Source organism: Burkholderia stagnalis (assembly GCF_039848545.1).
Taxonomy (GTDB): domain Bacteria; phylum Pseudomonadota; class Gammaproteobacteria; order Burkholderiales; family Burkholderiaceae; genus Burkholderia; species Burkholderia stagnalis.
The window spans coordinates 2,337,577-2,350,223 of record NZ_CP156686.1 but is presented as its reverse complement, the minus strand read 5'-3'; the positions used below and the strand labels follow the sequence as shown (position 1 = coordinate 2,350,223).

The window sequence follows — 12,647 nt, the reverse complement described above, 5'->3', positions numbered from 1 at the left end:
CTTCGCATGAGAACCGGAAGCATCCAAATCAGTAGTACTCCTCCGTTTGAGCAGGCGCCCGCGCGGGCCGACTCAGGCCTCGCGCAGGCTCGCCGCCGCCAGGCGTGGTTGCTGGTCGCGCCGGCGCTGCTCGCGCTGGCGGCGATCGCCGGCTGGCCGCTGATGCGCACCGCATGGTTCAGCCTGACCGACGCGCAGCTTGCTGACCTGTCGCAGCGCCATTTCGTCGGCCTCGACAACTATCTCGGCGCGGCCGGCGTGCTGCGCGACCCGGCGTGGTGGCAGGCGGTCGGCAACACGGTGCTGTTCGCCGTCGTGTCCGTCGTGCTCGAAACGGCCGCGGGCCTCGGCGTCGCGCTGCTGCTCGACGTGCCGTCGCGGCTGCGCACGCTGCTGCGTGCGGCGGTGCTGGTGCCGTGGGCGATCCCGACGGTCGTGTCGGCGAAGATCTGGAGCTGGATGCTCAACGACCAGTTCGGCATCGTCAACGCGATGCTGATGGCGATCGGCGCGATCCGCGAGCCGCTCGCGTTCACCGCCGATGCGCACCTCGTGTTCCCGACCATCGTGCTCGTCGACGTGTGGAAGACCACGCCGTTCATGGCGCTGCTGATGCTCGCCGCGCTGCAGACGGTGCCGCGCGACTGCTACGAGGCCGCGCGCGTCGACGGCGTGCCGCGCTGGCGCGTGTTTCGCTCGGTGACGCTGCCGCTGATCCTGCCCGGCGTGCTGGTCGCGATGATCTTCCGTTCGCTCGACGCGCTGCGCGTGTTCGACCTGATCTACGTGATGACGTCGAACAGCCGGGTCACGAAAAGCATGTCGGTGTACGTGCGCGAACAGCTGATCGATTTCCAGCAGGTGGGCTTCGGGTCCGCGGCGGCGATGCTGCTGTTCCTCACGATCGTGCTGTTCACGGTCGGCTACATGGCGGTCAGCCATCGCCGCATGCGGGAGGCCTGACATGAAGAAGCATCCGTTCGAGATCGCGATCCACGGGCTGCTGTCGGCGCTCGTGCTGGTGATCGCGCTGTTCCCGTTCGTCTACATGATCGGCACGTCGATCAAGCACGGCGACGCGTTGTTCGATACGTCGCTGTTCCCGTCGAGCCCGTCGCTCGACAACTATCGCCAGTTGTTCCGCGACCAGCCGTTCGGCGCGTACCTGCTGAACTCGGTGTGCGTGGCCGGCGGCGCGGTGGCGCTGTCGCTCGCGGTGTCGGTGCTCGCCGCATATGCGCTCGGCCGCGTGTCGTTTCGCGGGCGCGGGGTGCTGATGATGTGCATCCTCGGCGTGTCGATGTTTCCGCAGGTCGCGATCCTGTCGGGCCTGTTCGAGCTGGTCCGCGCGCTCGGCCTGTACGACCGCCTCGGCGCGCTCGTGCTGTCGGACCTGATCTTCACGCTGCCGTTCACGATCTGGATCCTCGTCACCTTCATGCGCGAGCTGCCGCGCGAGCTGGAGGAAGCGGCGCTGGTCGACGGCGTCGGCGTGTTCACGCTGATCTTCCGGATCTTCCTGCCGCTGCTGCGGCCGGCGCTCGCCGCGACGTCGCTGCTCGCGTTCGTGTCGGCATGGAACGAGTTCCTGTTCGCGCTCACCTTCACGATCTCGTCGTCGCAGCGCACCGTGCCGGTGGCGATCACGATGATCTCCGGCGCGAGCAGCTACGAGCTGCCGTGGGGAACCATCATGGCCGCGTCGGTCATCGTCACCGTGCCGCTCGTGCTGCTGGTGCTGGTGTTCCAGCGGCATATCGTGTCCGGCCTCACGGCTGGCGCGGTCAAGGGTTGAGCGGGTTGCGCCCGTCGTCAGGATCAGGAGAAAAAGCATGAGTCAGATCAGGTTGAGCGGTCTTCACAAGCAGTTCGGTGCGACCCCCATCCTCAGCGACGTGAATCTCGCGGTCGAACCCGGCGAGTTCTGCGTGTTCATCGGCCCGTCGGGCTGCGGCAAGTCGACGCTGCTGCGGATCGTCGCGGGCCTCGAGGAGCAGAGCGCGGGCGACGTGTGGATCGACGGCCGCTGCGTGAACACGCTCGCGCCCGCCAAGCGCGACATCGCGATGGTGTTCCAGAGCTATGCGCTCTATCCGCACATGTCCGTCTACGAAAACATGGCGTTCGGCCTGCGCCACCTGCGCCTGCCGAAGGACGAGATCGACCGGCGCGTGCGCGTCGCGTCGGAGTCGCTGCGCCTCGGCGAGCTGCTCGAACGCAAGCCCGGCGCGCTGTCCGGCGGCCAGCGGCAGCGCGTCGCGATCGGCCGCGCGATCGTCCGCAAGCCGAAGGTGTTTCTGTTCGACGAGCCGCTGTCGAACCTCGATGCCGCGCTGCGCGTGAAGACCCGCGTCGAGATCGCGAAGCTGCACCGCAGCCTCGACAGCACCAGCATGATCTACGTGACGCACGACCAGGTCGAGGCGATGACGCTGGCCGACAAGATCGTGCTGCTGCGGCCGCTCGAAGGGCGCGGCGGCGTCGCGAGCATCGCGCAGATCGGCACGCCGCTCGACCTGTATCACCGCCCCGCCAGCCAGTTCGTCGCCGGCTTCATCGGGTCGCCCGCGATGAACTTCCTGCCGGCGACCGTCGCGTCGGCCGGCGCGGGCGAAGTGCGCGCGCGGGCCCGCGAGCAGGGGTTGACGGCGAACGTGTCGGGCGACGGCCTTCAGGCGGGCGCCGCCGTGACGCTCGGCATCCGCCCCGAACACGTGCGCATCGGCACCGGCGGCGCGGGCGGCGTGACCGGCGAAGTGGTGCACGTCGAGCAGATGGGCGAGCACACCTATCTGTACCTCGATACGCCGCTGGGCGCGCAGCCGATCGTCGCCAAGACCGATGCCGCTGGCGCACGGATCGGCGAGCGCGTGCGGGTCGAGCTGCCGGCCGCCGCACTGCATCTGTTTCACCCGGACGGCCGCGCGGCCGAGCGCATCGTGCGCGAAGCCGCCCCGGCGCTCGCGAGCGCCTGAGCGCGGCGAGCGGCGAAGCGGCCCACAGGTTTCAGGCGGCCACGGCGCGCGGCCGCTGTCGAATCGGCGCCCACTCTTATAAAAAGGATAGTCATGCTTAGCAAGAAACTTTCAGTGATCGTCTGGAACGAGTTCGAGCACGAACGCGAGAACGCGGGCGTGCGCGCGATCTACCCGGACGGCATTCACCAGGTGATCGCGAGCGCGCTCGCAGAGACGCCGGCGCTCGGCCACGGCGCGCTGCCGCTCGAGATCGGCACCGCGACGCTCGACCAGCCCGAGCACGGGCTCAGCGAGGCGCGGCTCGCCGCGTGCGACGTGCTGGTGTGGTGGGGGCACAAGGCGCATGCGAAGGTCTCCGACGAGATCGTCGAGCGTGTGCAGCGCCGCGTGCTCGAAGGGATGGGCCTGATCGTGCTGCATTCCGGCCACTTCTCGAAGATCTTCCGCCGCCTGCTCGGCACCAACTGCTCGCTGAAGTGGCGCGAGGCGGCCGAGAAGGAACGGCTGTGGGTGGTCGAGCCGTCGCATCCGATCGCGGCCGGGCTCGGCGAGTACTTCGAGCTGCAGCACGAGGAGATGTACGGCGAGCGCTTCGACATCCCGCAGCCGGACAGCACCGTGTTCATCTCGTGGTTCGAGGGCGGCGAGGTGTTCCGTTCGGGCTGCTGCTGGGAGCGCGGCCACGGCCGGATCTTCTATTTCCGCCCCGGCCACGAAGCGTATCCGACCTATCACGACCGCAACGTGCAGCGCGTGATCGCGAACGCGGTGCAGTGGGCCGCGCCGCGCGTGAACCTCGCCGACCGCTGCCCGAACACGGCGCCGCTCGAAACGCTCAGCGAGAAGAGCACGCAGTTCGCGCAGGTCGGCATCCAGCAAACCGCCGGAGACCTCGCATGAACGACGACTACAAGGTGGAGCTGCCGGAAGCGGCGGCGATTGCGCGCGGCCGCCGCCTGCGCGTGGGCGTGATCGGGCTCGGGATCGGCCGCAAGCATATCGAGGGCTGGCGCGAGCATCCGGACGTCGACGTGGTCGCGATCGCCGACCCCGACGCGAAACGGCTCGCGAAGGTCGGCGACGCGTTCGGCATCGACGCGCGCTACGCGACGGCCGAGGCGATGCTCGCCGCCGAGAAGCTCGACGTCGTCAGCGTGTGCACGCCGAACAAGTTCCATCGCGAGCTGACGCTCGCCGCGTTCGACGCCGGCTGCCACGTTCTGTGCGAGAAGCCGATGGCGCTGAACGCGGACGAGGGGCGCGACATGCTGATCGCCGCGCAGCGCGCCGGCAAGCGGCTGATGATCAACTTCTCGTACCGCTTCAGCGCGCAGTCGCGGGCGTTGAAGGCGCAGGTCGATGCCGGCGTGTTCGGCGATTTCTACTTCGGCCGCACGATGTGGCACCGCCGGCGCGGGATGCCGGGCTTCGGCGGCTGGTTCGGCACCAAGGCGCTCGCGGGCGGCGGGCCGCTGATCGACCTCGGCGTGCACCGCCTCGACCTCGCGCTGTGGCTGATGGGGTATCCGAAGCCGGTGTGGGTGATGGGCAGCACCTACGACCCGATCGCGCGCGAACTCGCGGCGCGCGCGGGCAAGACGTTCGACGTCGAGGATCTGGCGGCCGCGCTGATCCGCTTCGACAACGGCGCGACGCTCGCGCTCGAGGCATCGTGGGCGACCAACATCCAGGAAGCGGAGCTGATGGAGACGCGCCTGCTCGGCACGCGCGCGGGGCTGCTGCAGAAGAACCTGAACGAAGGCTACACGTTCGACGCGCACATCTTCATCGAGCAGAACGGCGCGCAGTTCGACATGCGCCTGAACCCGCCCGCCGACGGCGCGCATTCGGCGATGTACGACTACGCGGAAGCGATCCTGTGCGACGTCCCGCATCCGGCACCGGGTGAGGAAGGGCTGATCGTGATGGAGATCCTCGACGCGATCTACGCGAGCGCGGCCGCGGGCGAGCCGATCCGCATCCATGCGCCGGGGCCCGCGGCCGCCGATGTGCCGCCGGTGCTGGATCTCGACGTCGCCGGCTGACGCTTCGCCGGGCCGGCGCGCGGCGCGTCCACCGTGCCGGCCCGTCAACAGCAGCACGGACGACGCAGCACACATACCTATTCGACGACGCCGCGCATCGCACGCGGCGCAACAACACGGTTTGGAGACACGTACATGATCGACGAAGCAGGCCGCCGCACGCGCGGCCCGGCACGCACCCCGTTCAGGCTCACGCGGCTCGCCGCGACCTTGTCGCTCGCCGCCGCATCGGCGGCGCTGCATGCCGCGCCGGACCCTGCGACGACCCTCGCCGCGGACGGCGTGCCGGGCGGCCTCGCGCAGGCCACCGGCGTGGTGCCGGCCGACACGAGCCCCGCCAACGTGGCGACGCTGACGCCGTCGTCGGCCTGGAACCAGCTGACGCCGTGGACGCAGTTCCACGGCTACCTGCGGGCCGGCGTCGGCACGAGCGACAGCCGCTCGCAGGCCTGCTTCCAGCTGCCGGGCGCGCAGAGCAAGTACCGGCTCGGCAACGAATGCCAGGTCTACAGCGAACTGGAGATCGACCAGACGCTCTACAAGTTCGCGAACGGGATGCAACTGTCGGCGGTGGGCATGGCGAGCCTCGTGAACGATCTCGACCGCACGCCGACTTTCGACGGCAATCATGGCCGCATCCGCCTGCCGCAGTCGTACGTGCAACTGACCAATTTTCCGGGGCTCGACGACATGCGGATCTGGTTCGGGCGCATCTACTACCGGCGCAACGATGTCCACATGAACGACTTCTACTACTGGAACCCGAGCGGCCTCGGCGCGGGCATCGAGAACGTGCCGATCGGCGGCGGCCTGAAGCTCAGCTACGGGCTGTTCCGCGAGGACTACATCGACCAGCCGAACTACGCGACGCGCCACGACCTGCAACTGTCCGGCGTGCGCCCGAACCCCGGCGGCGAGCTGCAGTTCGGGCTGTCGTACATCCCGGCACGCGCGCCGGTGCTGAACGCCGGCGGCGTGATGCAGGACGCGCACAGCGGCTGGTCGGTCACGGTGCAGCACGTGCAGACCAACCTGCTCGGCGGCAAGAACAAGCTCGCGTTCCAGTACGGCGTCGGGCCGGGCACCGGCCTCGGCTATACGGGCACGCTGACGAACGACACCCGCTACAAGAGCGTGCGCGTGCTCGACGCGTTCGACTGGCAGGCGACGCGCGACTTCGGCGGGCAGGTGGTCGGCATCTGGCAGCGCGACATCGCGCCGTCGGGCGGCTCGCAGACCTGGGTGTCGATGGGCGTGCGGCCGGTGTATGCGTTCACGCACCACGTGAAGCTGCAGGGCGACCTCGGGCACGATCGCGTGACGCCGTCCGGCGGCCCGACGCGCACGCTCTTGAAGGCGAGCGTCGCGCTGACGCTCGCGATGGACCGCTCGTTCTGGTCGCGGCCGGAGTTCCGGGTGTTCTATACGTATGCGCGCTGGAACAAGGCGGCGCAGGATGCGGCGGCGCCCGGCGATCCGCTGTCGACGACCGGCGTGTTCGGCACGTCGCGCAGCGGCTCGACGGTCGGCGCGCAGGTCGAATGGTGGTGGTGAGCATGACGCAAGCACCTTGCACGACGATCGCGATGGGTGCCGACGCGATGCCGTTCTCGCGGATCGTGTTCGGGATGTGGCGGATCGCCGACTGGCGGCTGTCGCGCGGCGAGCGCCGCGCGCTGGTCGAAGCGGCGCTCGACCTCGGCGTGACGAGCTTCGATCACGCGGACATCTATGGCGACTATGCGGCCGAAAGCCTGTTCGGCGACGTGCTCGCCGATGCGCCGCAGCTGCGCGAGCGAATGCAGCTCGTCACCAAGTGCGGGATCCGCCCGGTGTCCGCGCAGCGTCCCGAGCACCGCGTCAAGCACTACGACACGGGGGCCGCGCATGTCGTCGCGTCGGTCGAGCAGTCGCTGCGCGCGTTGCGCACCGACCGGCTCGACCTGCTGCTGCTGCATCGCCCGGATCCGCTGATGGACGCCGACGAAGTCGCCGCGACCTTCGCCGCGCTCCGGCGCGACGGCAAGGTGAGATCGTTCGGGATCTCGAACTTTGCGCCGGCGCAGGCGGCGCTGCTGCAGGACCGGCTGGCCGCGCACGGGATGGCGCTCGCGACGAACCAGGTCGAATGCTCGCTGCTGCATCTCGCGCCGCTCGACGACGGCACGTTCGACCAGGCGCAGCGCTGGCGCTGCCCGCCGATGCTGTGGTCGCCGCTCGCGGGCGGGCGCGTGCTGACCGATGCGTCGCCGGCCGCCGCGCGCGTGCGCGCCTGTGCGGAGCGGATCGGCGGCGCACTCGGCGTGTGCGCGACGACGGTGCTGTTCGCGTGGCTGCTCGCGCTGCCGTGCCGGCCGCTGCCGATCGTCGGGTCGGGCCGCATCGCGGCGCTGCGCGAGGCGGTGGCGGCGACCCGGCTGACGCTCGCGCGCGAGCACTGGTTCGCGCTGCTGGAGTCGGCGCGGGGCGTGGAGGTGCCATGAGCGGCACGACCGGCAGGATCGACAACCCATGACCATCCGGGAGACACGATGAGCGAAGCGACCCTCCGCGACGATCCGCTCGCGCGCTGCATGATGCACGCGGCCGAACCGCGCCTGCTGGCCGACATCGGCGGCACGCACGCGCGCTTCGCGCTGGAAACCGCGCGCGACGGGATCGGCGGCGTGCGCGTCTATCGCTGCGGCGATCACGCCGGCATCGCCGACGCGGTGCGCGCGTTCCTGCGCGATGCCGGCGGCGCGCGGGTGCGGCATGCGGCGATCGCGATCGCCAACCCGGTGGACGGCGACTTCGTCAGCATGACCAATCATCACTGGCGATTCTCGATCGACGCGACGCGTCGCGCGCTCGGCTTCGACACGCTGCACGTGGTCAACGACTTCTCGGCGCTGGCGATGGCCGTCCCGCATTTGTCCGACGAACAGCGGCGGCCGGTCGGCGGCGGGGCGGCGGCACCCGGCGGCGCGATCGGCGTGCTCGGCGCCGGCACGGGGCTGGGCGTCGCTGCGCTCGTGCGCGCGGGCGATGCGTGGGTGCCGCTGTCCGGCGAAGGCGGGCACGCGTCGTTCGCGCCGGCCGACGAACGCGAGGATCATGTGCTGCGCCTTGCGCGCACGCGCTGGCCGCACGTGTCGTTCGAGCGGCTCGCGGCCGGGCCGGGCATCGCGGTGATCCATGCGGCGCTCGCCGCGCGCGATGCGCGTGCCGCACGCGAAACCGATTCCGCCGCGATCATCGAGCGGGCGCTTGCCGGCGACGCGCGCTGCATCGCGACGCTCGACTGTTTCTGCGGAATGCTCGGCACGTTCGCGGGCAATCTGGCGCTCACGCTCGGCGCGACCGGCGGCATTTATATAGGCGGGGGCGTCGTGCCGCGCCTCGGTGCGCTGTTCGACGCATCGCCGTTTCGCGCGCGCTTCGAGGCGAAGGGTCGCTTCGCGGGCTATCTGGCGAAGATTCCGACCTTCGTGATCACCGCGCCGCATCCGGCGTTCGCGGGCGTGTCGCGCATGCTGGCGCGCGTGCTCGGCGAGCTTGGTTGAGGCGATCGCACACTGTCTGCCGGACGTCGGTGTACTGAAAGCGTCTCGTCAGCCACACATGCCGCCCTAAGGAATGTGCCGACTGGCGGACGCTTGCGAACCCTCCTACCTTGGAGAAGACGACGCCGGCGCGTCTGCCATCGGGAGGGATCGTGACCGCACTTCAGAGGATGTGGCAGGTACTCGTCGGCAAGCCGCTCGATCCCCTCGATCCGCGCACGCGTCACGCGATCGCCGTGACGCCGCTGCTCGCGTGGGTCGGGCTCGGCGCGGACGGCCTGTCGTCGTCGTGCTACGGCCCGGAGGAGGCGTTCCTCGCGCTCGGCCATCACACCCCGCTCGCGCTGTTCCTCGCGCTTGCGACCGCCGCGACGGTGTTCATCATCGCGATCGGCTACAACCAGGTGATCGAACTGTTCCCGACGGGCGGCGGCGGCTACCGCGTCGCGACCGCGCTGCTCGGGCCGAAGCCGGGGCTCGTGTCCGGCGCGGCGCTGCTGGTCGACTACGTGCTGACCGTCGCGACGTCGCTCGCGAGCGGCGTCGACGCGTTCTACAGCATGCTGCCGGTGAGCGCGCAGGCGTTCAAGCTGACGACCGAGATCGTGCTGATCGTGCTGATGACGGGGCTCAACTTCCGCGGCATGAAGGAATCGATCCTGGTGCTGCTGCCGATCTTCATCGGCTTCGTCGTGCTGCACTTCGGGCTGATCGTCTACGGCGTGGCGGCGCACGGCGACCATCTCGCGGCGATCGTGCCCGACGCGGTGCACGAGGCGCACGGGATGTCGCAATCGCTCGGCACCTTCGTGATGCTCGCGCTGCTGATGCGCGCGTTCTCGCTCGGCGGCGGCACGTACACGGGCCTCGAGGCCGTGTCGAACAACGTGAACATGCTCGCGGAGCCGCGCGTGCCGAACGGCAAGGTGACGATGCTGTACATGTCGACGTCGCTCGCGTTCACCGCGGGCGGGATCATCCTGCTCTACATGCTGTGGCACGCGGCGCCGGTCGAAGGCAAGACGCTCAACGCGGTCGTGTTCGGCAGCGTGATCGACCAGCTCGGGCTCGGCTCGGCGTTCGCGCGGCACCTGCTGCTCGGGGCCGTGCTCGCGTTCGAGGCGGGGCTGCTGCTGGTCGGCGCGCAAACCGGCTTTCTCGACGGCCCGGCCGTGCTGTCGAACATGGCGTCCGACTCGTGGGTGCCGCGCCATTTCCGCGACCTGTCGACGCGGCTCGTGCGGCAGAACGGCATCATCGTCGTGGGCGCGTCGAGCCTGCTGATCCTGCTGTGGACGCACGGCAGCGTCGACGTGCTGGTCGTGCTGTACAGCATCAACGTGTTCCTCACGTTCAGCCTGTCGCTGCTCGGCATGAGCACCTACTGGTGGCGCCAGCGCCGCGTGGAGCGCAGCTGGTACAAGCCTTTCTTCCTGACGTCGATCGGGCTGGTCGTGACGGCGACGGTGCTCGGGATCACGCTGGTCGAGAAGTTCACGGCCGGAGGCTGGCTGACGGTGCTCGTGACGAGCGCGGTGGTCGCGGCATGCTTCCTGATCAACCGCCACTACGCGGAGACGCGCGCGCAGCTCGCGAAGGAGGATGCGCTGTTCTCGGGCGCGCCGCCGGCCGTCGACGAAGCGACGGCGCCGGGCAAGCCCGATCCGTCCCAGCCGACCGCGGTGCTGCTGGTCGGCAAGCATCGCGGGGCGAGCATGCACGCGCTGCTGTGGGTGAACCGGTTGTTCCCGGGGCACTTCCGCAACGTGATCTTCCTCGCGGTGGGCGAGGTCGACGCGAAGGCGTACGACGGGCACGAGCATCTCGAACGGCTGCGGCACACGATCACCGAGGCGCTCGACTACTACGTCGCGCATTGCCGGCGCAACGGCATCGCGGCCGATTACCGGATCGCGTTCGGCACGAACCCGGTGGTCGAGTTCATGAACCTCGCATCGGCGACGCTCGACGAATTCCCGAACAGCGTGTGCTTCGCGAGCAAGCTGATCTTCCGGCGCGTGAACTTCCTGACCGCGTGGCTGCACAACCAGACGCCCGTCGAGCTGCAGGCGCGGCTGCATGTCGAAGGCAAGCAGATGGTGCTGCTGCCGATGAATGTGGGGTAGGCGGGAGGTGGCGCAAGATGACGCGTGGCGTCAGCGCGTGTCGTTGTCCAGCCTGGCGAAGTGCTCGCGGAGCTCGGACGCCTGCTGCTCGAACACCTTCGGCTTTTTCTTCTTGAGATTCTCGAGGTTGATGAGCTTCCATTTCAGTGCCGGAAGTTCACGCAGATGCTCGTATGGCATCAAGGACCAGTCGGGCTCGGCCTGAACCAGCGATATCAGGAATCGACGATGATTCTCCGTGAGTGACGCCGGCAGTTCCCGATGGAGCCGTTCTTGCGTTGCCTCGAGCACATCCAGGCCGACGGGTTCGGCGGTCATGCCGACGAAATCGGATTCATAGGCTTCCGCCATCGAATGCATCGGTCCGAAGAGCACCTCGTGAATCGGCCTGTTATGCCCGGAGAGGTAGCCCAAGAACGCATCCACGATATCCGGGCGCAACCCGTGGCGCGAGACCAGATGCATCACGTCGAACAGATCGCGCGGATGCTGGCGGTCCAATGCGGCCACAAGCTTGCTGCCGTAGAGTTCGGCTTCATGAAGCGTCGGTACGACGATGCTGGAGCTGAAGGTGTCTTCGGCTTGCTGCGTGAGCGGGCGCCGGACCGGTTCAAGCAGCGTGCCTCGGAAGATGTAGTTGACCTCGACCTTGACCGCGGCCGTGCCGGAAATGACCACGAGCTTCACGTCATCGCCCTTCGCTTTCCCGGATGAGGAGGCGGCCGAGAACTTGGTCGCATGCCCCTCGGCCTCGATTTGCTTGCGGGTTCGATCCAGTTCCTTGTCGATCGCTTCGAGCGCTTCTTCTCGGTTCATGCTTCGATCGGTGACCACGACGTCGATATCGACGGACAGACGCGGCATGTCGTGCAGGAACAGGTTGAGTGCGGTACCGCCTTTCATCGCGAAGCGCGGCGTGTCGAAGACGATCGGTGCGATCGCGAGCATCAGCCGGACGGTGTCTACGTAGGTCGGGTTCATCACGGTTTGAGTGTGAGTCGCTTGCCGTTTTTCATCTTGTTCGACCATCGCGTGCCTTCGCCGAGGCGGTTGACATGCTTCTGAAGGTCTTGTGCCCATGGAAAATCCGCGCCCTGTCCAAGATCTCGCACCAGCCGGACGACCTTCACGCTCGTACAGTGGTGCAGCAGCATGTCCAGCGTCTTGACGCGCAGGTTGCGCAATCCGATCACCAGGTTGGTTGCTTCCTCCATCGATTGCCCTTTTCCGATGTCGCTTGCGAGCTCCAATATCGCTCGCTCCGGCACCGACACAAGTAAGTCAGGATCACCTGTAGGAAGCGCCGCCAGCCCAGACGAGTAGGGCAACGATTCGTCGAACAAGGCCGTGGTCTGGTACGTGTAGTGCATGTGCTCCGCTACCCATGAAGGGATGCGGTACGGCCTCGGGCCCCATAGAACGACCTTCTCGTTGAACGCGATATTGTGGCGAACACCTTGCCAGGCGAGGGCGGTCTTGCCGCCGACGTGGATGCCGGGGACGCGTCGGCCAAGATACGCGATGATGCCGTCTCGTGAGGGCGTGTCACCGGTCAGCAGGTAGACACCCTTCGAAAGGCGCTGCAGCCAGCCGGACTTGACCATATGCGACGCCAGGGCCGCGCTCACACCCATGTCCCGAAGCGTTTCGGAATCGATGGGGTAGCCGCGCCGGGTCTCTTGCATCAACCGCTGGACTGTTTTGTTGCTCATTGAGGGTGACTAGGGCGTTGTCTGGTTGCAGTATATATTGGAAGTATTTGATTATCTGCAATTTTTTAACGCTATCGTGCCAAATCCTGCTGTCGTGATATCGGCTTTCGCGCCGCCATCGCGGCGAATCGAGCTGCTTACTGCAACGCGTTGACCGTGCGCGCAAAATGGGCACCTCGTTTGAGAATGCGCAAAGAATTAACGCGATAGTCGCGAGGGTCTGAACGGACTTGGGCGCGGG

10 protein-coding genes and 1 pseudogene are annotated in these 12,647 nt (G+C 68.0%); 9 read left to right on the top strand and 2 right to left on the bottom strand.

Annotated elements, in window-relative coordinates; all coding sequences use genetic code 11:
* Window positions 1-6: 6 nt before the first annotated feature.
* The 9 genes and pseudogenes from ABFO07_RS27155 (at window position 7) to ABFO07_RS27115 (ending at window position 10,694) form a co-directional block, all read left to right on the top strand.
* Window positions 7-963, top strand: coding sequence for a carbohydrate ABC transporter permease (locus tag ABFO07_RS27155; protein WP_347468913.1), 957 nt, complete (start codon window positions 7-9; stop codon window positions 961-963).
* 1 nt (window position 964) lies between these two features.
* Complete coding sequence (locus ABFO07_RS27150) at window positions 965-1,795, top strand: carbohydrate ABC transporter permease (protein WP_059886366.1); 831 nt, start codon at window positions 965-967, stop codon at window positions 1,793-1,795.
* 37 nt (window positions 1,796-1,832) lie between these two features.
* Window positions 1,833-2,975 carry an ABC transporter ATP-binding protein gene (locus ABFO07_RS27145; RefSeq protein ID WP_059922130.1) on the top strand — a complete coding sequence of 381 codons (1,143 nt, stop codon included), beginning with the start codon at window positions 1,833-1,835 and terminating at the stop codon, window positions 2,973-2,975.
* 93 nt (window positions 2,976-3,068) lie between these two features.
* On the top strand, window positions 3,069-3,878 hold the full coding sequence (locus ABFO07_RS27140) for a ThuA domain-containing protein (RefSeq protein ID WP_059886369.1): 810 nt from the start codon (window positions 3,069-3,071) through the stop codon (window positions 3,876-3,878).
* The gene (locus tag ABFO07_RS27135; RefSeq protein WP_347468912.1) at window positions 3,875-5,023 is read left to right on the top strand and encodes a Gfo/Idh/MocA family protein; all 1,149 of its coding nucleotides are present in this window, start codon (window positions 3,875-3,877) and stop codon (window positions 5,021-5,023) included. The genes ABFO07_RS27140 and ABFO07_RS27135 overlap by 4 nt, the downstream gene beginning before the upstream one ends.
* Window positions 5,024-5,158: 135 nt before the next feature.
* Entirely contained in the window at window positions 5,159-6,577 is a 1,419-nt protein-coding gene (locus tag ABFO07_RS27130; RefSeq protein ID WP_347468911.1) for a maltoporin, read from the top strand.
* Window positions 6,565-7,506 carry an aldo/keto reductase gene (locus ABFO07_RS27125; protein WP_430733064.1) on the top strand — a complete coding sequence of 314 codons (942 nt, stop codon included), beginning with the start codon at window positions 6,565-6,567 and terminating at the stop codon, window positions 7,504-7,506. Before ABFO07_RS27130 ends, ABFO07_RS27125 begins: the two co-directional genes overlap by 13 nt.
* Window positions 7,507-7,554: 48 nt before the next feature.
* Window positions 7,555-8,553: pseudogene (locus tag ABFO07_RS27120) on the top strand (glucokinase); the annotation flags it as partial.
* Window positions 8,554-8,738: 185 nt separating this feature from the next.
* Entirely contained in the window at window positions 8,739-10,694 is a 1,956-nt protein-coding gene (locus ABFO07_RS27115; RefSeq protein ID WP_375861841.1) for an APC family permease, read from the top strand.
* A gap of 30 nt (window positions 10,695-10,724) precedes the next feature.
* Here ABFO07_RS27115 and ABFO07_RS27110 read toward each other — a convergent pair whose 3' ends face one another.
* Together ABFO07_RS27110 and ABFO07_RS27105 are read right to left on the bottom strand one after the other, a co-directional pair.
* Entirely contained in the window at window positions 10,725-11,675 is a 951-nt protein-coding gene (locus tag ABFO07_RS27110; protein WP_347469701.1) for a nucleotidyl transferase AbiEii/AbiGii toxin family protein, read from the bottom strand.
* Window positions 11,675-12,406: a type IV toxin-antitoxin system AbiEi family antitoxin domain-containing protein gene (locus tag ABFO07_RS27105; protein ID WP_059886378.1), complete on the bottom strand. Its 732-nt coding sequence runs from the start codon at window positions 12,404-12,406 to the stop codon at window positions 11,675-11,677. The genes ABFO07_RS27110 and ABFO07_RS27105 overlap by 1 nt, the downstream gene beginning before the upstream one ends.
* Window positions 12,407-12,647 lie beyond the last annotated feature (241 nt).